Source organism: Microbacterium sp. NPDC087592 (genome assembly GCF_044743585.1).
Taxonomy (GTDB): domain Bacteria; phylum Actinomycetota; class Actinomycetes; order Actinomycetales; family Microbacteriaceae; genus Microbacterium.
This window is the reverse complement of sequence record NZ_JBIUWT010000005.1, coordinates 17,465-41,818: the sequence shown is the minus strand read 5'-3', so window position 1 is coordinate 41,818 and position 24,354 is coordinate 17,465. Positions and strand designations below refer to the sequence as shown.

General features: G+C 63.2%; 32 protein-coding genes. 6 read left to right on the top strand and 26 right to left on the bottom strand.

All coding sequences use genetic code 11. The features are described 5' to 3' along the window. The first annotated feature begins 117 nt into the window (after positions 1–117). Positions 118–396, top strand: coding sequence for a hypothetical protein (locus ACIOTO_RS19930; protein ID WP_400859269.1), 279 nt, complete (start codon positions 118–120; stop codon positions 394–396). 169 nt (positions 397–565) lie between these two features. Continuing rightward, the gene (locus tag ACIOTO_RS19925; protein ID WP_400859267.1) at positions 566–1,786 is read left to right on the top strand and encodes a tyrosine-type recombinase/integrase; all 1,221 of its coding nucleotides are present in this window, start codon (positions 566–568) and stop codon (positions 1,784–1,786) included. A 218-nt stretch (positions 1,787–2,004) separates the two neighbouring features. Here the strand turns inward: ACIOTO_RS19925 and ACIOTO_RS19920 are convergent, their stop codons facing one another. Together ACIOTO_RS19920 and ACIOTO_RS19915 are read right to left on the bottom strand one after the other, a co-directional pair. Next, entirely contained in the window at positions 2,005–2,175 is a 171-nt protein-coding gene (locus ACIOTO_RS19920; protein WP_400859265.1) for a hypothetical protein, read from the bottom strand. Further along, entirely contained in the window at positions 2,172–2,399 is a 228-nt protein-coding gene (locus ACIOTO_RS19915; RefSeq protein ID WP_400859273.1) for a DUF3263 domain-containing protein, read from the bottom strand. Before ACIOTO_RS19915 ends, ACIOTO_RS19920 begins: the two co-directional genes overlap by 4 nt. A 147-nt stretch (positions 2,400–2,546) precedes the next feature. Between ACIOTO_RS19915 and ACIOTO_RS19910 the strand changes: the two genes are divergently transcribed. Next, positions 2,547–3,578, top strand: a complete 1,032-nt coding sequence (locus ACIOTO_RS19910; protein WP_400859263.1) for a P63C domain-containing protein — start codon at positions 2,547–2,549, stop codon at positions 3,576–3,578. Here the strand turns inward: ACIOTO_RS19910 and ACIOTO_RS19905 are convergent. Continuing rightward, entirely contained in the window at positions 3,575–3,901 is a 327-nt protein-coding gene (locus ACIOTO_RS19905) for a hypothetical protein (protein WP_400859262.1), read from the bottom strand. The genes ACIOTO_RS19910 and ACIOTO_RS19905 overlap by 4 nt on opposite strands. Here ACIOTO_RS19905 and ACIOTO_RS19900 point away from each other — a divergent pair. Further along, positions 3,891–4,163 carry a hypothetical protein gene (locus tag ACIOTO_RS19900; RefSeq protein WP_400859260.1) on the top strand — a complete coding sequence of 91 codons (273 nt, stop codon included), beginning with the start codon at positions 3,891–3,893 and terminating at the stop codon, positions 4,161–4,163. The two genes, ACIOTO_RS19905 and ACIOTO_RS19900, sit on opposite strands and share 11 nt — an antisense overlap. Before the next feature lie 12 nt (positions 4,164–4,175). After that, positions 4,176–5,510, top strand: a complete 1,335-nt coding sequence (locus tag ACIOTO_RS19895; RefSeq protein WP_400859259.1) for a hypothetical protein — start codon at positions 4,176–4,178, stop codon at positions 5,508–5,510. On the opposite strand, the gene ACIOTO_RS19890 is transcribed toward ACIOTO_RS19895, so the two are convergent. The 23 genes from ACIOTO_RS19890 to ACIOTO_RS19780 all read right to left on the bottom strand — a co-directional run bounded on the left by ACIOTO_RS19890 (position 5,507) and on the right by ACIOTO_RS19780 (position 23,641). Further along, complete coding sequence (locus tag ACIOTO_RS19890; RefSeq protein WP_400859257.1) at positions 5,507–7,462, bottom strand: glycosyl hydrolase family 28-related protein; 1,956 nt, start codon at positions 7,460–7,462, stop codon at positions 5,507–5,509. The genes ACIOTO_RS19895 and ACIOTO_RS19890 overlap by 4 nt on opposite strands. Then, positions 7,462–7,923: a hypothetical protein gene (locus ACIOTO_RS19885; RefSeq protein WP_400859255.1), complete on the bottom strand. Its 462-nt coding sequence runs from the start codon at positions 7,921–7,923 to the stop codon at positions 7,462–7,464. Before ACIOTO_RS19885 ends, ACIOTO_RS19890 begins: the two co-directional genes overlap by 1 nt. An 8-nt stretch (positions 7,924–7,931) precedes the next feature. Beyond that, positions 7,932–8,297 (bottom strand): hypothetical protein, encoded by a 366-nt coding sequence (locus tag ACIOTO_RS19880; RefSeq protein WP_400859253.1) that lies wholly within the window; start codon positions 8,295–8,297, stop codon positions 7,932–7,934. 11 nt (positions 8,298–8,308) lie between these two features. Beyond that, positions 8,309–8,653 carry a hypothetical protein gene (locus ACIOTO_RS19875; protein ID WP_400859252.1) on the bottom strand — a complete coding sequence of 115 codons (345 nt, stop codon included), beginning with the start codon at positions 8,651–8,653 and terminating at the stop codon, positions 8,309–8,311. Continuing rightward, entirely contained in the window at positions 8,653–8,853 is a 201-nt protein-coding gene (locus ACIOTO_RS19870) for a hypothetical protein (protein ID WP_400859250.1), read from the bottom strand. The genes ACIOTO_RS19875 and ACIOTO_RS19870 overlap by 1 nt, the downstream gene beginning before the upstream one ends. A 284-nt stretch (positions 8,854–9,137) precedes the next feature. Continuing rightward, positions 9,138–9,929: a hypothetical protein gene (locus ACIOTO_RS19865; protein WP_400859248.1), complete on the bottom strand. Its 792-nt coding sequence runs from the start codon at positions 9,927–9,929 to the stop codon at positions 9,138–9,140. Positions 9,930–9,938: 9 nt separating this feature from the next. Then, complete coding sequence (locus ACIOTO_RS19860; protein WP_400859246.1) at positions 9,939–10,847, bottom strand: hypothetical protein; 909 nt, start codon at positions 10,845–10,847, stop codon at positions 9,939–9,941. Then, positions 10,847–11,914 (bottom strand): hypothetical protein, encoded by a 1,068-nt coding sequence (locus ACIOTO_RS19855; protein ID WP_400859245.1) that lies wholly within the window; start codon positions 11,912–11,914, stop codon positions 10,847–10,849. The genes ACIOTO_RS19860 and ACIOTO_RS19855 overlap by 1 nt, the downstream gene beginning before the upstream one ends. A gap of 8 nt (positions 11,915–11,922) precedes the next feature. Beyond that, on the bottom strand, positions 11,923–12,675 hold the full coding sequence (locus ACIOTO_RS19850) for a hypothetical protein (RefSeq protein ID WP_400859244.1): 753 nt from the start codon (positions 12,673–12,675) through the stop codon (positions 11,923–11,925). Beyond that, positions 12,675–14,495: a tape measure protein gene (locus ACIOTO_RS19845; protein ID WP_400859243.1), complete on the bottom strand. Its 1,821-nt coding sequence runs from the start codon at positions 14,493–14,495 to the stop codon at positions 12,675–12,677. Before ACIOTO_RS19845 ends, ACIOTO_RS19850 begins: the two co-directional genes overlap by 1 nt. A 36-nt stretch (positions 14,496–14,531) precedes the next feature. Then, complete coding sequence (locus ACIOTO_RS19840; protein ID WP_400859242.1) at positions 14,532–14,921, bottom strand: DUF5361 domain-containing protein; 390 nt, start codon at positions 14,919–14,921, stop codon at positions 14,532–14,534. Then, entirely contained in the window at positions 14,918–15,199 is a 282-nt protein-coding gene (locus tag ACIOTO_RS19835) for a hypothetical protein (protein WP_400859240.1), read from the bottom strand. The genes ACIOTO_RS19840 and ACIOTO_RS19835 overlap by 4 nt, the downstream gene beginning before the upstream one ends. A gap of 82 nt (positions 15,200–15,281) precedes the next feature. Further along, a complete protein-coding gene (locus ACIOTO_RS19830; RefSeq protein ID WP_400859239.1) occupies positions 15,282–15,863 on the bottom strand; it encodes a phage tail protein in 582 nt (193 codons plus the stop codon). A 75-nt stretch (positions 15,864–15,938) separates the two neighbouring features. Further along, complete coding sequence (locus ACIOTO_RS19825) at positions 15,939–16,337, bottom strand: hypothetical protein (RefSeq protein ID WP_400859238.1); 399 nt, start codon at positions 16,335–16,337, stop codon at positions 15,939–15,941. Continuing rightward, positions 16,334–16,591 (bottom strand): hypothetical protein, encoded by a 258-nt coding sequence (locus tag ACIOTO_RS19820; protein WP_400859236.1) that lies wholly within the window; start codon positions 16,589–16,591, stop codon positions 16,334–16,336. The genes ACIOTO_RS19825 and ACIOTO_RS19820 overlap by 4 nt, the downstream gene beginning before the upstream one ends. Continuing rightward, positions 16,591–16,923, bottom strand: coding sequence for a hypothetical protein (locus ACIOTO_RS19815; protein WP_400859234.1), 333 nt, complete (start codon positions 16,921–16,923; stop codon positions 16,591–16,593). The genes ACIOTO_RS19820 and ACIOTO_RS19815 overlap by 1 nt, the downstream gene beginning before the upstream one ends. Beyond that, the gene (locus ACIOTO_RS19810) at positions 16,920–17,483 is read right to left on the bottom strand and encodes a hypothetical protein (protein ID WP_400859232.1); all 564 of its coding nucleotides are present in this window, start codon (positions 17,481–17,483) and stop codon (positions 16,920–16,922) included. The genes ACIOTO_RS19815 and ACIOTO_RS19810 overlap by 4 nt, the downstream gene beginning before the upstream one ends. A gap of 23 nt (positions 17,484–17,506) precedes the next feature. Continuing rightward, the gene (locus ACIOTO_RS19805; protein WP_400859230.1) at positions 17,507–18,718 is read right to left on the bottom strand and encodes a hypothetical protein; all 1,212 of its coding nucleotides are present in this window, start codon (positions 18,716–18,718) and stop codon (positions 17,507–17,509) included. Between the two features lie 56 nt (positions 18,719–18,774). Further along, positions 18,775–19,329: a hypothetical protein gene (locus tag ACIOTO_RS19800; RefSeq protein ID WP_400859228.1), complete on the bottom strand. Its 555-nt coding sequence runs from the start codon at positions 19,327–19,329 to the stop codon at positions 18,775–18,777. Between the two features lie 35 nt (positions 19,330–19,364). Next, entirely contained in the window at positions 19,365–20,174 is an 810-nt protein-coding gene (locus ACIOTO_RS19795; protein WP_400859226.1) for a hypothetical protein, read from the bottom strand. Beyond that, positions 20,158–21,474 carry a phage portal protein gene (locus tag ACIOTO_RS19790; protein WP_400859224.1) on the bottom strand — a complete coding sequence of 439 codons (1,317 nt, stop codon included), beginning with the start codon at positions 21,472–21,474 and terminating at the stop codon, positions 20,158–20,160. Before ACIOTO_RS19790 ends, ACIOTO_RS19795 begins: the two co-directional genes overlap by 17 nt. Positions 21,475–21,485: 11 nt before the next feature. Beyond that, positions 21,486–23,093: a hypothetical protein gene (locus ACIOTO_RS19785; RefSeq protein WP_400859222.1), complete on the bottom strand. Its 1,608-nt coding sequence runs from the start codon at positions 23,091–23,093 to the stop codon at positions 21,486–21,488. A 62-nt stretch (positions 23,094–23,155) separates the two neighbouring features. After that, the gene (locus tag ACIOTO_RS19780) at positions 23,156–23,641 is read right to left on the bottom strand and encodes a hypothetical protein (RefSeq protein WP_400859220.1); all 486 of its coding nucleotides are present in this window, start codon (positions 23,639–23,641) and stop codon (positions 23,156–23,158) included. A 216-nt stretch (positions 23,642–23,857) separates the two neighbouring features. Between ACIOTO_RS19780 and ACIOTO_RS19775 the strand changes: the two genes are divergently transcribed. Next, a complete protein-coding gene (locus tag ACIOTO_RS19775; RefSeq protein ID WP_400859219.1) occupies positions 23,858–24,232 on the top strand; it encodes a hypothetical protein in 375 nt (124 codons plus the stop codon). Positions 24,233–24,354: the final 122 nt, after the last annotated feature.

Genomic DNA, 24,354 nt, shown 5'->3' with positions numbered 1-24,354 from the left:
CGGGTTCGAGTCCCGTTACTCACCCCAGTAAGGAGTAGGGCTGGCGGGGGATAAAACCCCCGCCGCCTACATCCCCGCCTACATCGCCTCGGATCACGCCTTAATGAGAGGCGAGACATGTCCGATGTCATCGAGTTGGCAGGCAATCTCCGAAGCATCGCCGCCGTCGACTACGGCACCCGCGGCGATATCGTGTTCGACGCTGCGCGGATCGTCGAGAATCAGGGCGCCGCCATTGAGCGCGTGCTTGCCCTCCACTCCCGTCAGACGGTTCCTTTCGAGGACTACGCGGTCTGTGCTGAATGCTCAGGGCAGACCTGGCCTTGCTCAACGATTCTCGCGATGGAGCCGTACCTTCCTGCAGTGTCCGACCCTCAGCGTAGGAATGGGGAGTGAACATTGGACGCCGACTCGAAGCCGCCGATCTGCGGCGCGCCCTGCCGGCATGGCGGGATGAGCGCCGCCCGCAAGTTCACCCGCTCCGAGCTCGGATGGATGTGGCACTGCAACCGCACAGTGTCGACCGAAGGTGCACGGTGCTTCCAGCACGCGAAAGTTCTCGCTGATGGCTAGCGTCTCTTCCCGCACCCTCAAGTCGGGCGAGGTGCGATGGCGCGTTCAGGTGCGCCACAAGGGCCACATGAAGCAGACGACGTTCCTGGAGCATAAGGGCGCCGAGGACTACAAGAAGTTGGTCGAGCGTGTCGGGTGGGAAGCCGCCGAGCAGGTTCGTGAGTCGCGCATGAACCGCACCGCAGGCACGCCCACCCTGCGCGAGTACACCCACCGCTACCTCTCCCCCGACAGCGGACTACTGACAGGCGTAGAGAAGGGGACGCGGGAAGGCTACGAGGCTGAGGCTGAACGATCCTGGTTGCAGTTGCTCGGCGACGTACCCATCGACCTGATCACGAAGCCGGACGTTGGTTCATGGCTCGCATGGCAGGAGAAGCAGCCCGTCTGGCGCGATCGACACAAGCCGCTCACCGAGCAGAAGCACGTGTCTTCGAAGACGATCAGGAACTACCACGCCCTCCTGTCGGCGGTCCTCAAGTCCGCTGTCGACGAGGGGTTCCGCCCAGACAACCCCGCGTACAAGATGCGCATGACCCGCGGCGTGAAGCGCGAGAACGTGTTCCTCACCCCCACGGAGTTCGCGACACTTCTCCACTTCATCCCGGAGAGGTACAGGCGCATGGTGCTGTTCCTCGCCGGCACCGGGCTCAGGTGGGGTGAGATGAGCGCTCTGACATGGGCGGACGTGAACCTCCACGGCAATCCTCCAACAGTGCGAGTGACGCGCGCGTGGAAGAAGGCGAAGGGGGCGCCGATCCTGAGCTACCCGAAGTCGTCGAAGTCGCGCCGATCGGTGTCGCTGTTCCCGGACCTCGTTGCGATCATGGGAGAACCGGGCGCATCCGATGAATGGGTATTCCCCGCACCTCAGGGCGGGCACATGTGGCACGGGGCGTTCTACACGCGCATCTGGCGGACGGCAGTGGCGAAGGCGTCCGATCCTGAGACGTGCCGAGCTCTGGGCCTCGAGCCGCTGCGCCGGGAGCCGACCGTGCATGACATGCGGCACACTCACGCCTCCTGGCTGATCGCTCAGGGCATCCCGCTCCCCTACATCCAGGCACGCATGGGGCACGAGTCAATCACGACGACGGTGGGCGTCTACGGACACCTTGTGGCGGATGCGCATGATCAGATGGCGAGTGCGATCGCGCTAACTCTGTCAGGCGTGCAATCCCCGCTTTCGATCACAGAACACGCCGAACCGTAAAGCTCACTTGACAAGTCTGTAATTACGGGCACATAATGGGGACATGCACAGGACGAAAGACTCAGGCCGGTGGGTAGTGATGATCGCCAGAAGATCCTTTGGGGTCAATGGCGACCCCGCCAACGGCAAGAAGAGCAGTGCCCGCTGAACCGAGACAATGAGGTCTCCCGTATACGCAGAAGAAGCCCCCACCTGGATAGGTGGGGGCTTCTCTGGTTTCATGCCGGATGATCCATCCAGCTGTCGTCTTCTTCCTCGAAGTCGAGCTTGCAGGCGATGCCGCCCGTGGGTAGCGGCCCGTCGTAGTACTCCACGCGGTCCTGCGCCGTCACAGGATGCTCTGTGACCAGCGGGCGCCCATCCTTGCGCACACGCGTCTCCTCACTCATGCCGCAACCCTCGCCGCTCGAGCGGTTGCGCGCCGGCTGGCACGTTCGCGGACCATGCGCGCGGTCGTAGGGTCAGCGGCGATCCCCTCAACGGATTGTGCAGCCCTGGCGAGGAGTACGTAGTACCTGACCTCGCTGATGCGGAGCTCGTGGCGGATACGTTCCGTCTTGGTGGGTGTGTGGTGTGGGTGTTGGGCCTCGAAGGCAAGTAGGTCGGTGGGCATCATGCGCCCATGCTCCTCGGGGGTTCAGACATTTGACTAGGCGACGACCTGGCCAACGCCGCTTTCACAATGCACGCATACCCATGTGATATGCTTGCATTAAGGCCTCGAAGCAGGCATCTCGGATAGATTGGGCACGGCGACGACATGACAGAAGCAGAAGGACGCGCAAAGGGCGGGATCGCCCGGGCGTCGAACATGACACCGGAAGATCGGGCAGACGCAGCCCGCAAGGCGGCATCGGCCCGTTGGGAGCGGCCCGCGCCCAAGAAGGCGATCTCCGGGTCTGTGGATCGTCCGCTCATGATTGGCGACGTCGCCATCGAGTGCTACGTGCTCGAAGATGGGACTCGAGTCATCACCCAGGGCGGCATGAACACGGCGATCGGTCGCAGCGCACGGTCGAAGTCCTCGCCGACGGATGACCTGACGCTTCCCCCGATCCTGCGATCCCAGGTGCTCCGACCGTTCATCACCGACCAGTTGCTCGAAGACGCGCAGCCGATCCCGTTCGACCTTCCGACGAGCATGGGCGTGAACACGCGAGCCAACGGCTATCGGGCCGAAGTTCTGCCCCAGCTGTGCGAGGCGTGGCTGTCTGCGCGCGCCGAGGGCGCTCTCGCGAAGTCGCAGGAACCTACTGCACGGGCGGCCGAAATCATCGTCCGCGGCCTCGCACGCGTTGGCATCATCGCGCTTGTTGACGAGGCGACTGGATACCAGGATGTCCGCGCACGCGATGCCCTCGCGAAGATTCTTGAGGCGTACGTCGCTTCCGAGCTGCAGCCGTGGGTGAAGACGTTCGACGTTGACTTCTACAAGGAGATGTTCCGCCTGCGCGACCTCCCCTTCGATCCGACCTCAGTGGCAAGGCCTGGTTACTTCGGCCATCTCACGAACGATGTCGTCTACAAGCGCGTCGCCCCCGGAGTGTTCGATGAGATCAAGGCCCAGCGCGCCAAGGACGAGAAGAAGCGGAAGGGCAAGTTCCACCAGCAGCTCACCCAGGAGGTTGGGCACCCGAAGCTGCGGGAACACATCGCATCTGTGACCACGGTGATGAAGCTGAGCGAAGACTGGAGTGACTTCAAGGTGAAGCTCGACCGGGTGCATCCGATCGTGGATGCCGGCGCGCCTGAAGTCCTGTGGGACGAGGATGACCTCGGCAGGGGGATCTAGCGTCGCCCGTTGGGTGGCCCGGTGTGCACCTCGTCCTGTTGCTTCCTGTGCGCGGCGTACAGGCGCTCACACGCATGGGACAGGGTGTTCGCCCACCCGATGACCTCACCCCGCAACGTGACCTTGTAGCGGATCGCACCAGACACGCGTCGCAACTCGATGCGGCCGAACGGTTCCGCCTCATGCGGTGCCGTCATCACCCAGACACCCGGTTGCGGCTCATCAGTCCAGAAGATCGGGTGCCACTGCGTCATGAGTTCCATGATGCGGTGGACGGCAGACACCCGCACACCAAACCGATAGGATTCCACCGTGAAGAACATGACACTGCTAGCCCTCGGCGCCATCTTCACCATAGGCGTCGTCGCAGCAGCGTTTGCAGACTGGACCATCTTCGGAGCGCCACTTGTTCTGGGGACGGCAGCCCTCCTCATACTCGGCGGCATGTCTGCGCTCGCCTACGCGGATAGCGATAACGCATCCGAAGTCGCAGCTCGTCAATGGCGTGGAGCCGGTGCAGGAACCCTGGCGCTCGGCGGCATCGTGGCTCTCGGGTGCATCCTGTCGATGAACGCCCCCGTCTAGAGCGGTCCGGCTATGTCTTTCTTGATGGCTCTGGCGAGCATCATGGCGTATCTCGTCGCACCACCCGCTGGCGTCTTTGTGGTGGTGTGCACGATCGTGTTCGTCGCGGCGAAAAAGGGTCGAACCAAGCTCGAGAAGACGCTCACTCTTCTGGTGCTGACGATGCCGTTGTACATGCTCCCGGTGATCCCCGGCCTTCACCACATCGCATCGTGGACGACCATACTCACCCTCGCACTCATCGGACTCCTAGCCGCCAACCTCCGCCGCTTCTCCCCCATCATGGCGATCCTGCTGCTCATCCTGGTCAGCTTCAGCGTCCTCACCGGAATGTCCACCGCAGAAGGCATCGAAGGCTGGTACTACCTCGTCACGTTCCTCCTGCTGGTCGTCCCGATCGTCCTCGTATACGAAGCTCGAGACTGGGTTCGGGAACAGCTAGACGCGGACAGCGTCAACCGTCTCCTCACCACGCTCGCCGGCGTTCAGCTCGCACTCGCGGTCGGCGTGCTCATCCAATGGCAAGTTCACACGCGCCTCGGGATCATCATCGGGGAGATCGGATTCTTCAACGTCCGCGTCACCTACGACCTGACGATCTCCGCCTATAGTGTGCTGTCAGGTCTCCTCGCCGTAGGCATCGTCCTCGCGCCGACACTCTGGCGGCGTGGGCGCTGGAAGATGGCCATCCTCTTGGCTGCGGTGTCAGGATTCGCGATCGTCATCAACTCGTCCCGCACAGGGCTCGTGGTTGGTGTCGCCGTCCTCGGCTTGTCGCTCCTATTCCCCCCTCGCGGTGTCCGGCGGATTGGTGCACGACTGGCGATCATCCCCGCTGCAGGGCTCGCATGGTGGCTGTTCGACTCCTACGAGTCATCAGCGCGCGGTTCCATGGCGACAGGCCTCTTCGACGAGAACGGACGCTTCGAGACCTTCGACCGGGCATTCCGTCAGCTCTTCGCCAACGACATGACAGCCATCATCGGACTGGGGTATGCCGACTACAAGGGTGTCCCCCCACATAACTTCATCGTCGAGACGATGGCGAGCTCCGGTGTCGTCACCGCGGCAATCGTCGTCCTTCTCGCGGCGGGCATGCTCATCTATCTGCGGGGTAGCGAATGGCAGTACCCGGTGTGGGCTCTTCTCGGGTCATCGATGTTGTTCTCAGGTTTCTACGCCGTGAAGGGCGCAATGGTCATCGCCGTGTTGATGATCGCTTTCCGTGCTGCCGAGAGCGCCGTGAACACAGAAGGCCCCCAGGCTCACCGACCCGCGAAGGTAGGCAAGCCTGGGGGCTCTCATCTGTACGTGCCGTTGCATACGCACGGGGGTAGGCGCCCTTAGACGGTTGCCCCGGTTGCATCCCCCCATGCAGACGACGACTTTCGCCAAATGGGCTTTCCCAGGGTGGCGTCGAAGACGGACGTGCCGATAGGGGGCGACACGGGGCGCTGTGCTGTCGTCACGACGGGGAGATCGTCGTTGGCGAAGATTGTCCCGCTGCCTGTAGGCGGAACTCCATCGCTGAACGCAAACGAAGCGTCCACACGGTTGCGTCGGATGCGCGCGGACAGGATAGTTCCCGTCTTGCTGAACGCGTACGCCGGCGTGTTATTGATGGTTGCACTTCCGTAGGGCGCCTTGAGGATGCTGTTGTCCTCAAAGGCGATGTATGGGCTCCCGTTCGGGTCGCCAACGAGCGCTACGGACGCGGTGCCGCTGTCCAAGCACGCTCCCACAATGATGTTGTGAGCGATGATCAGGTTGCGACCGGCGATGATCATCGCCGCGTCCCGCTGGTTGATCATGATGTTGTTCACGATCTCGCCCGTGATCATGGAGCTCGACGTCACGCTCAACTTGATTGCGTTCACTCCACCGCGAATCATATTGCCGGACACCTTGGCGTGATTCGTGTTGATCGTCCCCGTGAAGTCGATACCGTTGCCAGTGGACGGCGGCAGGATCGTGTTGTCGGTGATGCTCACGAACGACTGGTATTGGCACTTGATCGTGCCATTGATCGTGTTGCCAGAAACGATCGTGCCGACCGGAAACCCAGACGCCAGGATGGCCGTCCCGTAGAGGTAGATCGAGCGATCGATCTCGTTGTTGATGATACGAGCGCCATCTTTGGGTCCATCAATGCGCAGGCAGTCCTCGGTCAGCGATCCGATGAACTTGCAGCCTGAGATGGTCAGCCCGGAGTTTCCCATGACCGCGCGGAACTGGTCCGTGATCGCCCCGCCTGCCCCGTGCCCGTTTCCGTCGAAGACGCAGTCCTCGATGATGACCTTGGCGATGTCGGCCGACTCGGCGACAGTGATGCCGCGGCGCGCGTTGGTCCGGAAGGTGCACTTCCGAATCGTCACGTCTCGAGCGTTTCCGTTGGCGTCAGGCGGCTCGATGTCGATCCCGCATTCAGGCAACGCGCCGTTTGTGTTGGAGAAGACGCTGTCTTCGATGAGGACGCCGATGCCATCTTCGACCGACAGTCCCTGGCGGCGGTTGTTGTCGCTCACGACGTTGCGGATAGTGACGTTCACTGGTGAGGTGTAGTCGGCGAACGCGAGGCGCTGCAGGTTGATCCCGTCGCCCCAGCAGTTGATGGTGCGAATTCCGTCGATGACGATATTCTCGCTCGCAGCGAGGGAGATACCGTATCCCCACTCGCCGGTCGTCACAATCGCGTTGTCGCGGTTGCCGTCGATCGTGCCGCCGCCCGTGATGGTCACATCCGAACAGTTCACAAGGCGAATGATCTTCGACACCGGGGTCGTCACCGGCTTGGCCTTGAGTGTTGCACCAGCGCCAATCTGGAACGTGATTCCGTCACGCATCTGGATCCCGCCAGCGTTGGTCCAGATCGAGGTGCCGGCGTCTGCGTCGATCATGTAGACGCCCGGAGGGACCACGACTGTAGCGCCACCCTGTGCGAACGCGAAGTCGATAGCCGCCTGGATCGCTGCAGTGTCGTCGGTCAAGCCGTCGCCCTTCGCGCCGAAACGCGGATCGGTGACGAGGACGGACCACCCAAACGAAGCGGAGATCGCAGTGCGAGTCTCCGACTCCTCGTTGTCCACGAGGAGCGCCATAGCTTCGTCGTTCTCGACACCGTTGACCCCCGGGAGCCCCTGAGCTCCGCGAGGGATCTTGAAGTCGAACTTCCGGTTCTGGTCCGGGCCAGTCATGAAGACCTGAGCAAGCGTGCCCGGCGCGGTCGTCTCAGTGGTGACCTCGGCGATGCGCGCGGCGGGTCCACGCAGGTTCGTCAGTGGCACGTAGTCAGCAGCCATCAGGACACCATCCTCAGTTCCCCGATCAGGGGGTCATCGAGGGGCATTTCCTGCCCCGCTGCGGGTGAATACAGCCACCAGCCCTTGTAGCCGGGCGGCGGCGGGTCGAGAGAAACGATCACCGTGTTGGTTGCGAGCGGGACGCCCGGAAGCCCAGTGAGGGGACCGTCGTAGTCGTCTGGGATGAAAATCTGCATCCCGAGGATGTCGAAGTGCGTGTACTCGCCGCCTGGGTTCAGGTGCTCGATGCGAATCGTGTACCAGGCCTTGGGGGCGACCCCATCTGTCGCGGCGAGAGTTACCGTGCCCTGATCCCCCACCATCACCGCGGCCACGGGGGTCGATGAGAACAACCGATCCCCCGCGACCCCCGCACCAGACGGCACGAACTTCACGGTCGGGAGCTTCGAAGCAAGTGATGCCAGACCGAAGTCCGACAACGTGAAGGTGATGGTGGGCATGAGTCCTCCTACTTGTTGACTCGGGAAGCAGCCGCCTGGATACTCGCGTTGAGCTCGGACGGCGTCAGGTGCTCGAGTCGAGCGAGGATCTCGTCACGGCTCAGACCTTCCACCGGGATCAGCACAGGCTCAGGCACCTCGTACACGGGAGGCTTCGCGAGACCGAGCATCCAGCCGAACTTCGGCGACATGTGCGTCTCGAGCAGTCGCGCGATCCAGTAGTAGGCCGCGGATGCCGCGAGCATGAGCAGTGCGAGCAGGGCCGGCTGCACCTCGGGGTCGAGGGGCACGCCGAGGGAGACGAGGAAGGTGATGATCACACCCGCCAGCCACGGCACGTACGTACGGACGAGAGAGTCGAAGAGGGTCTTCATGGTGGTTCTCCTTAGAGGTTTCGGATGCGGCGCTCTTGAGGGCGCTGCACGCGACGCTGATAGATGAGGACGACCCACGCGAGGCCGACGAGCAGTGTGTAGAGTCCGAACGCGACCCACTCGCGTCCGGGGAAGTCGCCGATGAATCGCACAAGGGCGATGAACGCGACGACAAGGATCAGTGCGAGCTTCTGGGCGACGAGGATGCGCATCACGGGGGCGATCTCACGCCACTTCAACCGGCGTCGCGCGTGCTTCGTGCCATGCTTAGCGGTCGTCACCTGGAAGTAGACGAACAGGCTCAGTGGGATCACCCACGAGAACAAGACGAACAGAATCACATCGTCGATGAGCATCACGCCCCCCTAATCCCGGCCATGACGCGTTCCCCGATGTGGTTCACGTACCCGTGCTTCTCGATCCGTCCGACGAGCTGTGCGATCTCGGCGGTGCGAGCCTGCGCATCGGCGAGCGACTTGTCCGCATCGACGTTGGCCTGCACCGCCTCAGCTTTGCCGCCGGCGCCGACGAGCTTCCGTAGCTTCTTCCACATCATCCGACTCACCTCCCGTCAACGGGAGCGCATCGAGGACACGCGCTGACACGGTGGCCGATGATGCGAGGAGGGTGATCTGCTTCTCCTTCTCCCGCCCCGAAGCCTGCTCCGTGAAGTAGGCGTTCTTCCACGCATCAGCCACGCTCTTGGGCACGAGACGTCCCGTCAGGATCAGTAGCACGACGATAGTGAGCAAGGCGGTAGCGCCAATATCGCGGATGTTCGCATTAGCAAACAACGACACAACGTCCATGCTCACCCCCCGCCCCGCGCCCACCCTGAAGTCACTCGTCCACATCCGCCGAGAACGTGACCTTCCGGAGCGCGTTCTCGACACCCTGCTGAGCGGCCTTCAAGATCGCTGACGCGTCGAGCCCCTTCGCATTCGCCAACGCCGTGAGAGCCGCCTCGAGCCCCGACTGCGTGGCCTGCAAATTCGTGACCTTGCTGTTGATGTTCGCGAGCTCCTGGCGAACGCTCGTCACCGATCCGCCACTGCGGTAGATCGGGCCAACCTTCTCGTGAATCTCAGCCAGCGACTGACTGATGGACTTCTTGCCGTCCTTCATGCTGTTGCCACCGTTGAACATGGCGTCGAACAGAGAGTTGAGCTTCTTGTCCTGCTCGGGGGTCATGTCGTCCTCCTCGGACTGTCCTCCGCCGCTGGCGGGCTTGCCGTGGTTCTCGTCTCGGGCACGGATGTACTCGAAGTGGTGTTGCTCGTCCGGCACCGACAGGCGGTTTCGGATGAAGCCGTTCTCGGCGAGGATCGCGACGATGCGGGCGTTGCGCCAGTCGTCCGAATCCAGGGCCGTGCCGGACACATGGAACGACTGTGACGGGTGCACGGCCTTGCTGTGGTCCGGCTTCAGCGACGGCTTGTACCCGGACGCCACGTACCGGGTCCAGTCGATGTACATCACCATCTGGTCCGACCACGACCGGTACGTGGAGTTCACGTCGATGCGGCGCCCGAACTCCGCCAGCACCTGCGCTTCCGCGCGACGGAACGCAGCTGCAGCGTCGGGGGTGAACTGAACGCCCGGGCGGATGGTTTCGATGACGAGACCGCCCATGATCGCCTCCTATGACTCTCGGAGAGGCGGAGCCGCCATCTCCTCTTCCAGCAGGAAGTCGCCACCGAAGCGCTCCGCTTTGACCAGCCAGAAGACCTCGCGTCCGGGATCTCCGTACGCGGTGAAGCGCCCGTCCATGACCTCGTCCGCACCGACAGAAAAAGGCCGGCCGACTGGAGTGAGCTGGACGGTCCGACCTTCGGGCTTGTTCAGCCCTTCGAAGTAGTCGGGGAGCTCGACGAGAACGGAGCCGTCTTCTCCGATACGCGCACGACCGGTGTACTCAGTGCCCGAGACCGGAGACTCCGTGGAGCCGTGACGCAGCCACACGTCCGGCTTCGTCGGATGCGGCATCTTGAAGTTCTTCGATCCCTGAACGTTCAGGTCTCCGACGACGTCGAGATGGTTCTCCGCGTACACCGACCCGGTGAAGCGGATGCCCGCACCTTCGATGTACACGATCCCCGAGGAAATGATCTGTCCTGACGCGGCGCCCGTCTTCCGGATGATCATGTTTCCGACGACGATTCGACCGCTTCCCAGGGTGAGATCATCGTTCATCGTGACCGTGTTGTTCAGCGTGGTGGCGCCGGTCACGTTCAGGCTGCCCGAGATCGTCGTCGCGCCGCCGATGGTCGCGTTGCCCGACGTTGCGAAGTTCCCCTGAACTCCTGTCGGCCCGCGAAGGTACACGTTCCCTGTCCAGTCAAGAACCCCGGATCCTTCAAGGCGACCACTGACGTTCTGGGTTCCGGTGACGGCGAGACCGCCACCTTCGATTCGGATCCAGCCGCCATCGTAAACACGGATGCCGGCTCGACCGATCGACGCGTTCTGCAAGGTTGCCTTCGCGACGCGCTTGACCTCGCGCATGAGCGCCTGAACGCTCATCCCCTGGCCCGGGTGGTCGACGCCCATCACGCACCCCCCGTCGGCTGAACGCTGATCTTCTTCTGGTCGGACTGATCGCCACTGACCTTCACGACGCGCCGGTTGTACCAGCCATCAATGACCCACGGGTCGCCATCGAAATGAAGCCGTGCAGTGTCGCCCACGTCGACCGGAGTGTCTGCCGAGACGCTGAAATCCCACTGCACAGTCGGCGACCCATACGACACAAGATCCTGCGCCGACAAGGACGAGAGCTGCGCCACGTTCGAGATGTGCTTCGTGTTAGTCACCCGGTCCAGAAGCGGATAGGGCGACGCCACATTGCGCTCCGAGCGCACGAGCATGTCGACCTCGGACCCCTCACCGATATACCGGGCATTGTTCGTCACCCGGGCCGCATCGGACGTCTCACTGAACCCCGTGACGGGTGAGCTCTTCGCAGACACAACGAACTCGCGAACCGCGCCAGACGACCAATCGGACGCCGCCTGAAACAACCAGTCCGCCTGACCTCCCGACCACCGGGGGCGGAAGTAGATATCCAGCCCCTCAGCGAGAAGATCAGCGAGAACATCGCCTACCGTCTCCACGTTGTACCCGTAGTACGTGCGGGTCACAGAAGGGCCGGCATACCCGCCGGGAAGCGTGAGCGGGAGACCCATCGCCGGCAATGCTGGCCCATTTCGCCCGCGTTCGATGGCTGAGGCCGCCTGGTACGCGCGGTTGCCGACTACGGTCTCCTTCCACAGCTCAACGTTCCCAGCCGTGTGGTCCCAGGCCCCACGACGGTTGAACAACGCCCAAATGTCCGCGAGCTTCACCGTCAGCGTTTGTGAACCACGGGTGTACGTCGATCCCTGCGAGTACCCGATGTACTCCACCGCACCATCACGCTCAATCAACATGAGCCGTGACCACGGAGACGCCAACGACCGAACCTGCGCTTTCGAGATCGTCCCATCGAGTGGGATCGTCACCGATCCGCCCGAGTCGCCCGCAGACAGCAACCGCGAGTACGAGTACGCCGACACGGGGATCCGATCAATCGGCGCACCCGTGATCGCATTGCAAACGTGAACCAGGAGCATCGCCACAGCGCCTCCTAGATGAACGTGTCCGTGACCCGCTGCACCAGCGTGCGGGAACCGCTGATTGTCGCCGTCACCCCGGGAAGACCGGGAGGAACATCCCACGGTTGGTACACCGCTATCGCGTTGATCTGGCGGATGCCGTTCAAGAACAGCCCGCCAGTCTCGAAGTCGATCTCATGCGCACCGTTCGGCGCTGCTGAGACCGTGACGATGCGACCGTTCGCTCCCGTCACCGTGTACGGCCCGCTACCGGCGCCCACAAGCAGTCGAGGAGTTGCCGGAAAGTTCCCACGGTTCACAGCCGCCGCGCCCCCAGGGAACTCGGATACCGCTCCATACGTCCGCGGATCAGCCGCCCAGAACGTGACCAAGAATCGGGCGGTCGTCGAATCCAACTGGGTGATCTGCGTGGCAGAAGCCAACCGTACGTCGCACCATCGGGAACCGAGCGAGCCCTCGATCGTCAAGCGAGCAGGTGAGCCATCCGCGAGCAACCCCGAGAGACGCGCCTGCATGTGCTCCAAGCCCTCAGGAGTACGCGATGACATGTGCCCCGAGACGGGGATCACGCGCGGCGAAAGGAAGCCCTGCGTATCGAACGACCCGTGAGCAGACGGGCGCACGATGTCTTCACGCCGCACATCAACGCCACCCCAGAAGCTCTTGATACCGTCCGCGTCCAACACAAACCAGTCGCCATGATGATCAGCCGGCCAACCCTGAAACTCGATACCGCCGATACGGGCGCGACGTTCAGCACGCATCAAGCACCTCGCAGTTCGTAGTCCAACCGCTCGGCAGCGATGCGTCCGATCGTCATCTCATCCATCCCCGGAGCCGGGTGGACATCCATCTGCACCGTCTTGCCCGAGCTGGACCCGCCGATACCCTCAGCGAGAGCGCGATTCAGGAGACCGGTGTCAACGACGGACTCGGCCCGGCCAGCTTCCGCAAGCACGGCAAGAGTGCCGCCACGTCGGGGAAGCACGGTCGCCCCGTCCGCAAGGTGAGGGATCTTCCCGATGGTGAAGTCAATCGCGCCGCCACTGACGTCGCGTGCGAAGTTGCCCACCTCGTTCAGGCCCGCAGTGAGACCGTTGATCAGATCGATGATGCCGTTGATGACACCCTTGCCGATATCGAGGATGCCGTTCCAAAGCCCCTCGAAGATCTGCACCACCCCAGACCATGCCTTGTCCCAGTCGCCCGTGAAGACGCCCGTCAGGAACGTGATCACGCCACCGAGAACCTCGACAAGCGTGTTCACGACCGGAATCAGGATCGCTGCGATTGCATCCACAACACCCTGGATGATCGGGATGAGGGCGGCGATCACCGTCTGAAGAATCGGGAAGATTGCCGTGATCAACTGCATCAACGGATCCAGGAGAGGCAGTACCGCAACCAGCACCTGAGAGATGATCCCCGCGAGCTGCACGATGATCGGCAACAGCGGCGGGAGAATCGCGGCCACAAGCTGGGCAAAGATCTCCGCAACCGCTGTGATCACCGGCATGAGCGCCTGCAGAACCTGCCCGAGCGCCCCACCGACAACAGATGCGATCTGCGTCAGGGAATCCATGATCAGCGGCAACACCGGCTGCAGAACCTTGAACGCCAGCCCGATCGGCGAGAGATAGCCTGCGAGCTCCAGGAAGGGCGCGAAGTCGAACCCTCCCGCAAGCAGTTCCTGGAACGTCTCGAGAACCGGGACCAAGAAGTCGCCGAACTTCTCGCCGAGAGTCGCAGCAACACCCTCAAGCGGTCCCATCGCCGAGGTGAGGGCAGTGATCGTCGGTGCCAGTTCCTCGAACAGCGGTCCCAAGAACCCTGCACCGATGCGACCCAGCGACGCCTGCATGTTCGCCATGGCGCCCTGGAAAGTCTCACCAGACTTAAGGGCGGCGCCACCCATCCCCGCTTCCATTGCATTCTGGAAGCGAGCGAAGTCGATCTCGCCGGCTGCGGCGAGCTTCCCCACCTCCTCGGCGGATACGCCCATCTCGTCCGCGAGCAGTTGAAGGATCGGGATGCCGCGTTCGCCAAGCTGGGCGATCACTTCGCCCTGAATCTTGCCCGTGCCCGCGACCTTGTTGAAGATCGACCCCATGTCGCCCATGGACGTGCCTGCGATAGTCGAAGCGTCCGCAACGAGTGACAGAGTGCGCTGCAACTCCTGGCCGGGCTTGACGCCCGCCGCGACAGCAGACGCAGCGACTCCCGCAGCCTCATCCAGCCCGAATGCAGTGCCCCGCACTGCACCCAGGGCGGAGTCCATGATCGTCTGCACAGACTCCGCCGAGTGCCCGAGCCCTTCGAGCTTGGCGGTGGCATTGTCCAAGTTGACGAGGCGGTCGAACCCCTTGGTCAGAGGTGTCGCGAGAGCGTCAACAAGCTTTCCGCCCAGCTGCAGAGCCGGGCCTACGAGACCGCCCGTGAGGCCGCCGATGAAACCGGCTCCCGCCGCGGTGCCCTTCTTGTCGAGCTGCGCACTCAGCCCCGAGAACCCCGAATCCATAGACTTCGCCAGCTTCGACGTGTCAGCGACGAGGCTCACGTACGCGGTGGCGAGTTCGACGGCCATAGCCACCTCCAGGGGCATTCCTGCCCCCGGAGGGGACTACGCACTCACTGGCACCCGCTCAGCAAGCCACACGGCCATCTCGTCCAACGGCAACGGCTTCTTGCCCATGCGCTCAGGTCGACGACCCGGGCGTTCAAGGGGTTTCGGGCGGTTGCGGTTCTTGTGTCCGTCTTTCGTCTTCGACCACCAGAGCATGTGAAGCGAATCCACGACCTCGGCGAGGAGAAACTCCGGTAGCCCCCACATATGGTCAGGGTTCTGTTCCATCCACAGCGCCGAATCGGATGGTTGCTGCATCTCCAAGATAACCTTGACGTCGCGCCAGGACAGAGAATGCCCAACGTTGCGCCACCGCTCACCATGACGGATGAGGTCATATTCGACCGCCTCCGGCGACTCTTGCCAGAGCGCCAGGAGGCGAATCATTCCCCCAGGGAAACCGAGGATTCCTGCTGCCAGGCCTTCAGAAGGGCCGCGATGTCGGCGATGGGGAGCGCTGCCAGCTTGGCCGCAAGCTCTTCGTCATCACCAGCAAGAGCGAGACGCATCGCCTTCGTGACGAGCTTCTCCGGCATTTCTGCCACTGCCTCGACGAACGAGGTCGGCAGGAGGTCGAAACGTGTCGCCTCGTACGTCACTCCCTCGACTTGAAACTGAAACTTGTTCTGGTCCTTCGACTTCTTAGCCGCGGGAACTACATACATGTGCTGACCTTTCATCTGCGCTGACCTGAACGAAACCGAGGGTGCGGGAGGTCAGCACGAAAACCCGCACCCTCGGCGTCTGTTACTCGCCGTCGAAGACTCCGTTGTCGAGCCACTTGGTGGCCTTCACGCCGTTGCCATCCGCGAAGCACTCGATGGTGACCTCGTAGCCGATGACGTCGCCGTCCGAGTAGGTGATCTCGCCGACCTCGGTGATCTGCACGTCCTTCGCGGAGATGCGGATGCGGTTGTCGCCATCCTTGATCTCGAACACGATCTGGAAGTGCGGGAGGGACTCGCCCGTCACCTGAACCTCATGGATCGTTCCGGAAGACGCGGTGGCATCCGTCGTGGTGACGTTGTCGGCACCGTAGACGGCCTCGAGGACGTCGCCGTTCATCGCCTCGATGAAACGGAACGTGTACGTCAGAGAGTGCTCGTCCTGGACGACCTTGACGACATCGCCGCCCCACGCCTTGATCTTCGTCGTGGACCGCTCGCCGCCCTCAGTGACACCGTCCTCGCCGATGTACCCAGCCGACTTGTACGCCGCATCCAGAGCAGCAGTGACGGTGGTGGGGGCCGTCGAGCCGATCGGCGCAAGATAGATCCCGCCCGATGCCAGCGGCTTTCCGGCGGCAACGTTCGCAACAGTGTTGACCACGATGGGCCTCCTTCCCCGCCGCAGCGGGCATAAGAAAGGCCCACCCGGACGGATGAGCCTGATTGGTTTGCTGACCTAGATGGCGGACATCTTCATGACCGCCTGCGCCGCGAACTGATACCGGTCTTGGCCAGAATCAGGGTCTGGCACGTACGCCATGTCCCCCGCGTCTCGAACCCGCGTCACATCGTCGGAAAGGCGGGCCCATGCGAGCACGAGACCCCGCGTGAGTGCGCAGAGCCGTTCGGCATCGACGCTGGACTCTCCCGAGCAGATGAAGATCAGCCTCGGCGCGTCGTAGGCGATGTCGTTGGAGATGCCTCCCGCTCGCGTCACCTGGACGAAGCGAGAAGACCCCTTGGCGGGAAACTTCGTGCCCGCCTTCGCCGAGTCCCCCCGCGCCGCGAACTGAGCCTTGAGGAAGGCCACTGCTCGCCCCTCGGCATCCGGCGCCACGATGACCTCGGCCATCATGCGCCCGCGTCGAGGGAGCGCAGCAGCGTCTGATTCCGCGCATTGTCGACGCGCGCTTCAGCGGTTCCCGTGATGACAGCCGCGCGAGCTCGACCCGACTTTCCCGCGCCCGCTTCTGCAGGTCGAGACTCGTACCCCTCGCCCGCGGCATCCGCGATCGAGTTCGCGCGCTCCTGGAGATCGTCGAGCACTCCCGGTTCGTTGCGCAGCCGTGCGAATCCTTCGATCCGCCATTTGATCTTTGAGCGTGCCATCAGCCGGACACCTCCTTGAGTCGCGCCACACATCCGGTGAACTCGTCGTTGACCCATTCGGGCTGTTCGCCGTCCACCTCGTACAGGACGCCGCGAACAGTCACGCGGTCTTGAGCGCCAAGCTGGGGGCCGGTGAAGTAGATCTCCGGTTCGGTGATCACCCGCGTGTGCCCCGCGGTGACCGGCTCCTGTGATCCGCCCGGGTTGAACCGCCAGATGCCGACTTCGACCGAGTCCGCGTAGCCTGCGGTGGAGTTCCCGTGCTCGTCCTCGGCTCCGGGCATGTATCGCTCGAGCGAGACGTATTCCGTGATCCTTCGTGTGCGCCTCATGGCAGCCACACGTTGGGAATCTTGACCTGGAAGCTCCGCGCGATCGCGTGGTCTTCTGGGGAGAGGCGCGTCGCCCCGCCCTGGGCCCACGTCGCATACGTCAGCTGGTCAGTGAATGGACCAGTCGTCTCACTGAACTGCGAGACTCCGCTCGATGCCACGGGGTCGATGGAGAGGATCTGGCGTGCGATGTCTGCAATGGTGAGGCGCACCAGGTCAGGCACGTCACCGCCGTGGGAGTAATCCACGTTCACGAACTCATGACTCCCCATGGGAACGCGGAGCCATCGTCCGATGCGCGTGTAGAAGACGTCCCGGCCAGCGTCGTCCTTGACCGTGTGGACGGTCTCCACCGGCTTCTGTCGCAGGAATGCCCTGCCGCCGTTGACCTTCACGCGGACGGCCGATCGAGCTGGCGTGAAAGTCTGCCCGGAGACGGATCGGAACAACTCTGATGCCTTGTCCAGAATTGCCCCGACCCGCTCTTCCTCATCGGGGGTGAGGTCGCGACCAAACGCGGCCTCCACATCCTCTCGGGATGCGAGCTGCACTACTGCCATGACCTCACCCCTTCTCGAGTTGCTTAGACCTTGGTGACGGCCTTGGAACCGCCCCCGGTGATCGCCGCCGAGTTGGCCGTCACGATGACGGTCTTCTGGAAGGTGATCGTCTTGGTCGTGGTGCCGGTGACGTTCGCGCCGGACACGCCGTCGAGCTCGTTGACGGCGTCGCGGATCACCGGGTTGGTCGCATCGAATGCGATCGGCTCGGTGTCCTCGCCATCGACGGAGAGGGTGAAGGTTCCGCCCGAGACGGTCCCGGTATTCGCCAGCGTCCAGGTGTCGGACTCGGCCGTGTTCGCGGCTCCGAAGTTGACCTTGACCGCGCGGATGAACTCCATCTGCACCTCACCGTCCGACTGGACGACCAGGCCGTCGTCGCCGATCTGCGGGTCCGTGACGACAGAGCCACCCGTGAAGACGCCCAGGATCGAGCGGTCGTGCAGGGTGTCGCTGTCGTAGTCGAAGAGCTGGCGGACGGAGAGTCCGCCTTCGATCGCGATGGCCGACGACGTCGCACCCTTCGGTGCGGCCGGGGCTACGTACGCGAGGGCCAGTGCCGAGTTGTGGACGAAGTACGACTCGTCGCCGTCGAGTGCGTTCGACTCCACGATGGTGAAGCCTGCCAGACGTCCGACGACGCCTTCGCGAACAGCCTCAGGAAGTCCCGCAGTGTCGACGTCCAGGAGCTTGTCGAACGAAGCGATCTCCGCCGACACCTCGGAACCGACGATCCAGTAGCGGCCGTTTGCCGGCACGTTCGACGAGTTCAGGAGCTTGCGCGCCTGGATCGCGATCTTGCGCGGGTCGGCACCGGGTGCGTAGTTGACCTCGTGAACGAACGTCGCGCCACCGAGGGTGTCAGCGATCGTGTTCTCGAAGTCCTCGACGAGTGCGCGCACCTGCGGGACAGTGACGTCCTGCGAGTAGTTCTCGATGTCGAGGGTCAGTTCCTCGTCGGAGAGCTGCACGGGCACGATCGGGTAGCGCGAGAGCTTGACCTGGATGCGCGACTGCACGAGATCCTGGTAGACGATCGGGTTGCGGTCGCGGAATCCCGCGTCCTGTGCGACCAGGATCGCCGGGCGCTTGACGTTGACGACGTCGCCCTTGGCTCCCTTGAAGTCCGCGATCCCGTACCGGTTCGAGAACAGGTTCGGGAGGACGATGGTTCGCTGGAGGATCCCGAGCGCGACGCCCGCGATCTTCTCCGCCTTCTCAAAGATGTGTGCCATTGGTAGCACCTTTCTGTGTATGAAAACCGCCACCAACGGACGTTGAGGCGGGAGAGTCAGAGACGCACGTTGGCCGCGATGTCCTTCGCGTCAGCCTCTTCTCCTTCGATGTCGTCACCGCGGTCGCCACCGGTTCCAGCGGTTGCGGCCTTCGGCTTGTCTGGCAGGAGCGCCAGGATCTCGTCAGCGTGTGCTTCGAGTTCTTCGCGCGTGGATCCGCGGAGGATCGAAGCAGAGATGGGCGTGGAACGCCCCTCGCTCTTCGCCTTCGCAACCTCGTTTGCGAGTTCTCGTGCCGCGTCAGCCTTGTCGCGTTCCGCGATCTTCGCCTCGGCAGCATCCGCTCGAGCCTGAGCCTTCTCCAGATCGGTCCGAGCAGCGTCTTCGAGCTCGTCAGCCTTCTGGGCTTTCGCGCGCAGCGCTTCAAGCTCGTCTGCGGTGACCCCGTGGCTAGCCTTGGCGTTCGCCTTGGCTCGCTTCTCCCACGTCTGTGCGTACTTCTTCCACTCAGACTCAGGGGCGTCATCTGCCGGCCGCTGCTGTTCCAGTTCCTCGTCGGTGATGTCTGACATCTCTTTCCTCTCCCGTTTCGGGGTATAGAAAAGCCCCACCGTTCAGTGGGGCCAGAACCGCTTCGTGCGGTCGTCTAGTTGAGCGCGGCGATCTGCGCCTTGCTGGTGAACTTCTCGTCGCGCCACGAGAGGGTGGGTCCATACTCGCCGTGCGTACGCGTGACGATCAGGTCCGTGTAGTCAGAGACGGGTTTGTCTCGGACGGTCTTCCCGAGCCCGAGTTCACGTGCTCCCCGGTCTGTCGCGCCGAGCTTCTGTTCGATGGTGGCGTGGGTCAGCTCGAGCAGATCGTTGTTGATGATCTGTTCTTCCGGGTCAAACCCCGGAGGCAGCTTGTCAACCGAGCAGTCGCACCCTGGGTGGATCGGGCTGAGTTCGCCCGTCCAGTACCGCTGCGTGGATGCGATGACGCACAAGGCGCAGTTCTCATTCCCGGTCAGTACGCGGATGAACGCCGTGATGCCGGCTGACTGCAGGGAGCGTTGAGCCTGACGGACTTTCGCCATCTGCAGGTCGGTCGCGATCAGAGAGCCAAGCCGAGTAGCCCCCTCAGATACGGCGAGTGCCATCGGGGCATCCTGTGAGAGCGCCGTGTAGACGGTGGTTGCGGGGCGCCGATAGACCTCATCGGCGGGGATCCCGCGGCCTCCCGTCACGTACTGAACATCGATCCCCGCGCGAGCTCCCACGGCCTGGAAGTAAGCCTCCGTGAGGTTGGCGACCTGTATCTGGCCAGCTTGCACGTGCGGAACAACGAGAGCGACAAGACGGTCGATATCGGCATCCCGGTACGACCCCATGTTGAACCAGAGTCGATTCGCGGCCGTCAGCAGGCGGTTGCGAACCTGCTCAACCGCCTGCTGGTAGCTAAGCTGCGTCACCATTCGCTGCACCGAAGAGCGTCAGTTGCTCGAACGCGATGTCGGTCTCGATCTCACGGACCTGGTCCGCGGACTGGCCCCAGATGTTGCGGGCGATCCACCGCGTCGGCATGCCCGCGGTCTTCGCGAGGTTCGCCGCCTGGGCGCGCTCACCGAACGAGACGAAGGCGGTCGGAGCGAACTCCACCTCGATCGTCTCGCCAGCATCGACGCCTTCCACGCGCATCGCGTCGAGGATCGATCCTTCGAACGCGGGGCGGAATAGTTCGATCCGCTTCTCCGCCTTCGAGATCTCTGCCTCTTTCGCGTTCATCGCACCCTCAGCGGACTGGTTTTGCGAATCGGAGAGGAAGTTCGACATCGGAGTTCCGGTGACACCGCAGTATTCGCGAACGTCAGCTTCCTCGCCCTGAAGCATCGCCTGGATGCCCGCGGAACCATCCGAGAGCTCGGTGAGCTTCGCGCCCTCAGGGAGATCCCAGATCGCTCCGGGGGCGGGGTCGAAGACCTTTCCGTAGTCGACGGGGTCTTCCTCGTCGGGCTCGGGCAGCCCATCGACGACGCGCTGCTTGTAGGCCTGCATCGCGACAGTGACCAGTCGCTGCAGCTTTCCGAGGTTGATGCGGTCGATCACGTCACGGTGCGCGGTGACTTCACCGACGCCGTGGGGGTTCTCGAGAACCTGGATCGGCACACCGCCGTCGTACTCGACGAGCTCGCCGGCATCCCAGCCATCGTTGGTCAGGCGCCGGTATGACCCGTACTCGGTCTTCGCGCCGCGAGTGAACCGCTGCTCGAACCCGGGAACCCAGACGGTGGCGTGATCGATGCCCTTGGTCTTGTCTCGCCACGCCTTCACCCCGGCGATTGCCCGCCAGGGCTGGAGAGGGTCGGGGATCGTGATCATCTGCTCGGGCCGCTCGCTGGTCGTAACCGCGCGGCCGTCGATGTCCTGCGTCAGAAGGTATCCGAAGCCGGTCGTGAGAGCGTTCCATGCCGCGTCGGCAAACACGATGCCGAGACGGTTGTCGCGGTAGTAGCGACGTGCGGCGCCCGCGGTGTCGCTGGCGTTATCACCGACTCGGACACCCAGCGGGATGATGCGGCCTGCGAGAGATTCGCAGGTGCGACCGCCGAGGTTGGTGCGCGACTTCCGCTGGAACGCCACCCATGACTCGCGGAGGTTCGCTCCCATCTCGGGGAGAGGCGCGTCACCGTTCACGTACCGCCGCGACAGCTTCACCTCTGGCAGACGCTCACTCAGAGCCGCCAGCAGAATCGGTAGATACTCCTGCGGTGTCACCGGATCACCCCCTATCTGATTCGTCGAGCTGCCCGCTTGCGCGTGCCGCTCACACCCTTACCAACCGCATCGAGACCGGCCGCGAGAGCCATCATCGAACCCCACGTGAGGTCGATCTTCGAGAAGTCCTGATCGTCGTCCGGCTTCTTCAGCACGTACCCTGCGCGCCGCGGATCGCGTCGCGCATTGAGGAAGTGCCGAATCATGTCGGGGTGACCATCGAACGTGATCTCGCGATTAGAAATCGACTGGTACAACTGCTCGAAGACCTCACAGGTGCGGGTCACGTTCTTCTGAGCCCACCGAATCGGCTCCGCAGTGGTCATCTTCGCCTTGAGGCGCTTGTGATGCGTCGCTTCCCACTGCTTGACCTCGCCGGCCCAACCATCAGACGGGTCCGCGTAGAACCCGACGACGTTGTAGTCCTTGAACGCCTGAGCCACCGCCTGCTCGATCTCGAGCTTCGACGGCTTCCACCCCTCACCCTTCGGGCCCTCGGGCTGCTCCCACAGGCCCACCTTGAACAGGTGCTTCTGCGTTACGGAGTACCCGACGAGGACGGTCGAGTCGGCGATGCCGCGCTTGCGTCCCGATGACCCGTCGAAGCCCAGCGTGACGGGCTCGCCCTTCGTGATCACCTTGTCCGCGATGATTCCGCGGAGCTCGGGGTCGGTCACGAAGGCGTCGCGCGCGGCGTCAACCTGGTTGAGGAAGTCGGCACGCATCTGCGCAGGGTCGTTCGACGTGTCGAGGAAGTCGTCAGCGATACGCTCGAGGTCCGACCAACCCGGCTCGCACGGCGGATCGTGCAGTACACACCCGCGGGCATCTTTGGATGAGTCGCCATAGGCAACGCGCAGTCCATCGATCAACGATTCGCGATCGCCGATGTCTGTTGTCGGGGTGACGCGGTGGTCGAAGTAGATCGACTGCACGTCTTCCAGCGCCGGATGCTTGCCCGACTTGATCTTGTCCCAGAACTCGAACGACGCCTCAGCAACCGACCGCTCACCGAGCGTGTACGCGTTCGGGGTCTCGATCGTCACCCCGCCGAGCTTCGTGGCGTTGTTGCGGAGCGTCTGCGCAAGCTTCACGCCACTGTTCGACCTCAGCCACGTCTCTGTCTGATCCATCGACGCAGCCACGGCCTTGAAGCCCTTGATCGACAACGGGGACGCGGTGATCGGTGCGATACGTCCACGCTCGAGCGCGACGAACGAGTCCATCGGGTCACAGTTGAACTCGTCGGGCGCGCTGCCGTTCCGCAGCATCTCGAGCAGGGGCTCCCAGGTGTTCTTCGTCTGCTCTTCCGTCACCGCGGCGATCGCCACGTACGGGGTGCGAACGGACGACCATGGCTTACCAACGGGCTGCCCGTCCGCGCCCCACCCATCGGGGACGACATCGAACAGCCCCTCAGCGATCATGATGCCGCCGACGAATGGAGATTTGCCCCAGCCTCGAGGCCGCATCAGCACTGAGCGGTGAATCACACGCTTGCAGGTGAGCGGATCAAGGCGGTAGAGCTCGTTCAGGTAGTCCTGTTGCTCTCGCGTCACGATGAACGGATCCGACTGCTCGTCGTCGCCAGCATCCGGGCGTCCGAGGTACTCTTCCATCTGCTCAGCGACCGTCCACCCGAGAGTGGGGAAGTCGTCCTCAGACAGCGGCTCCCAAGGCACTACGCCTCCAGCCGCTTCGTGGAACCGTACCGATCCCGTGCAGACGACACCTTGACGGCGCCGAGAACAGCTTTCGACTCACCCTCGACCGCCGCCGCAGAGAAGATCCGCAGCTTGGCCCGATCCTCCGGAGTGAAGCCGTACTTCGCCTCACGCAGCCTGAGCTCACCAGCCATGCTCAGGTTGCCCTTCCAGAACGACGCGTGAATCAGCGCCGTGTCCAGCAGGTACGCCCAGTCCGTGTCGAAGAACTCGTTCACAAGCGGGTGATGCTGCAGCATGTCCCACCATCCGCGCGTCGCATCCGGCCAGTTGAACGGCACCATGTACGGCTCGCCATCCTTGGGGCGGATCTCCACCTCGAACTCCGGAAGATCCGGCCGAGTGACCGCACGCGCCGGCGTGAGATACCGGACAGGCGCGACATCGGTGTTCTTGCGTGCGCGCTTGTTCGGATTCTTTGGGGCAGGACCGTTGCCAGCCATGTGAGCCTCCAGCCCGTTTCGGGATGCCCGTTTCGGGCAGGAGAATGTACGTAATTACGCACCAAAAACCGTTACACTGGAAGGATGCGAGAGTGTGAACACTGCGGGGTAAGCATCGTTCGAAAGAACGCTCAGGCGCGGTACTGCTCAACCCGTTGCAGGGTCGCAGCACACCGAAACCCGGTGCCGCGCGAACTCACTAGCCGCGACAGGTGGGTGCGATACAGCAGGACCAAAATCCCTCTCACCGCGAGCGGCGACATCGCCTCCAGCACCAACCCGAAGACCTGGACCGACTTCGCAACAGCGAAGAAGTCCGAAGCGGGCGTCGGCCTCGGCTTCGTCCTCGGCGACGGCATTGGCTGCATCGACGTCGACCACTGCGTCACGGAAGGAACGATCGACCCGCGCGCACTCGAGCTCGTCGAGAGCACCGAGCACTTCTACGCTGAGATTTCGCCATCGGGAGACGGCATCCACATCTGGCACCACGCCGAAGAATCAGCCGGCACTCGCAAGGTCGAGAACGGACTGCGCGTCGAGCGCTACTCGACCGGCCGATACATCACCGTGACCGGGCGGAAGCTGTAACACTTTCCGCGCCAGACGCCGATATAAGCGCACGAGGCATCCGAGCGACATCCACGCACGCCTGGGGCGAGAACGGCCCACTGGAGACGACCGCACGGCAGCCAGGGCCAAATCCCCCAGAC

What these genes read in the sequence shown, in the direction of transcription:
- ACIOTO_RS19930 (WP_400859269.1), top strand. Translation starts at nt 118, where the DNA reads ATGTCCGATGTCATCGAGTTGGCAGGCAATCTCCGAAGCATCGCCGCC.
- ACIOTO_RS19925 (WP_400859267.1), top strand. Translation starts at nt 566, where the DNA reads ATGGCTAGCGTCTCTTCCCGCACCCTCAAGTCGGGCGAGGTGCGATGG.
- ACIOTO_RS19920 (WP_400859265.1), bottom strand. Translation starts at nt 2,175, where the DNA reads ATGAGTGAGGAGACGCGTGTGCGCAAGGATGGGCGCCCGCTGGTCACA.
- ACIOTO_RS19915 (WP_400859273.1), bottom strand. Translation starts at nt 2,399, where the DNA reads ATGCCCACCGACCTACTTGCCTTCGAGGCCCAACACCCACACCACACA.
- ACIOTO_RS19910 (WP_400859263.1), top strand. Translation starts at nt 2,547, where the DNA reads ATGACAGAAGCAGAAGGACGCGCAAAGGGCGGGATCGCCCGGGCGTCG.
- ACIOTO_RS19905 (WP_400859262.1), bottom strand. Translation starts at nt 3,901, where the DNA reads ATGTTCTTCACGGTGGAATCCTATCGGTTTGGTGTGCGGGTGTCTGCC.
- ACIOTO_RS19895 (WP_400859259.1), top strand. Translation starts at nt 4,176, where the DNA reads ATGTCTTTCTTGATGGCTCTGGCGAGCATCATGGCGTATCTCGTCGCA.
- ACIOTO_RS19890 (WP_400859257.1), bottom strand. Translation starts at nt 7,462, where the DNA reads ATGGCTGCTGACTACGTGCCACTGACGAACCTGCGTGGACCCGCCGCG.
- ACIOTO_RS19885 (WP_400859255.1), bottom strand. Translation starts at nt 7,923, where the DNA reads ATGCCCACCATCACCTTCACGTTGTCGGACTTCGGTCTGGCATCACTT.
- ACIOTO_RS19880 (WP_400859253.1), bottom strand. Translation starts at nt 8,297, where the DNA reads ATGAAGACCCTCTTCGACTCTCTCGTCCGTACGTACGTGCCGTGGCTG.
- ACIOTO_RS19875 (WP_400859252.1), bottom strand. Translation starts at nt 8,653, where the DNA reads ATGCTCATCGACGATGTGATTCTGTTCGTCTTGTTCTCGTGGGTGATC.
- ACIOTO_RS19870 (WP_400859250.1), bottom strand. Translation starts at nt 8,853, where the DNA reads ATGATGTGGAAGAAGCTACGGAAGCTCGTCGGCGCCGGCGGCAAAGCT.
- ACIOTO_RS19865 (WP_400859248.1), bottom strand. Translation starts at nt 9,929, where the DNA reads ATGGGCGGTCTCGTCATCGAAACCATCCGCCCGGGCGTTCAGTTCACC.
- ACIOTO_RS19860 (WP_400859246.1), bottom strand. Translation starts at nt 10,847, where the DNA reads ATGGGCGTCGACCACCCGGGCCAGGGGATGAGCGTTCAGGCGCTCATG.
- ACIOTO_RS19850 (WP_400859244.1), bottom strand. Translation starts at nt 12,675, where the DNA reads ATGCGTGCTGAACGTCGCGCCCGTATCGGCGGTATCGAGTTTCAGGGT.
- ACIOTO_RS19845 (WP_400859243.1), bottom strand. Translation starts at nt 14,495, where the DNA reads ATGGCCGTCGAACTCGCCACCGCGTACGTGAGCCTCGTCGCTGACACG.
- ACIOTO_RS19840 (WP_400859242.1), bottom strand. Translation starts at nt 14,921, where the DNA reads ATGATTCGCCTCCTGGCGCTCTGGCAAGAGTCGCCGGAGGCGGTCGAA.
- ACIOTO_RS19835 (WP_400859240.1), bottom strand. Translation starts at nt 15,199, where the DNA reads ATGTATGTAGTTCCCGCGGCTAAGAAGTCGAAGGACCAGAACAAGTTT.
- ACIOTO_RS19825 (WP_400859238.1), bottom strand. Translation starts at nt 16,337, where the DNA reads ATGATGGCCGAGGTCATCGTGGCGCCGGATGCCGAGGGGCGAGCAGTG.
- ACIOTO_RS19820 (WP_400859236.1), bottom strand. Translation starts at nt 16,591, where the DNA reads ATGGCACGCTCAAAGATCAAATGGCGGATCGAAGGATTCGCACGGCTG.
- ACIOTO_RS19815 (WP_400859234.1), bottom strand. Translation starts at nt 16,923, where the DNA reads ATGAGGCGCACACGAAGGATCACGGAATACGTCTCGCTCGAGCGATAC.
- ACIOTO_RS19810 (WP_400859232.1), bottom strand. Translation starts at nt 17,483, where the DNA reads ATGGCAGTAGTGCAGCTCGCATCCCGAGAGGATGTGGAGGCCGCGTTT.
- ACIOTO_RS19805 (WP_400859230.1), bottom strand. Translation starts at nt 18,718, where the DNA reads ATGGCACACATCTTTGAGAAGGCGGAGAAGATCGCGGGCGTCGCGCTC.
- ACIOTO_RS19795 (WP_400859226.1), bottom strand. Translation starts at nt 20,174, where the DNA reads ATGGTGACGCAGCTTAGCTACCAGCAGGCGGTTGAGCAGGTTCGCAAC.
- ACIOTO_RS19785 (WP_400859222.1), bottom strand. Translation starts at nt 23,093, where the DNA reads ATGGAAGAGTACCTCGGACGCCCGGATGCTGGCGACGACGAGCAGTCG.
- ACIOTO_RS19780 (WP_400859220.1), bottom strand. Translation starts at nt 23,641, where the DNA reads ATGGCTGGCAACGGTCCTGCCCCAAAGAATCCGAACAAGCGCGCACGC.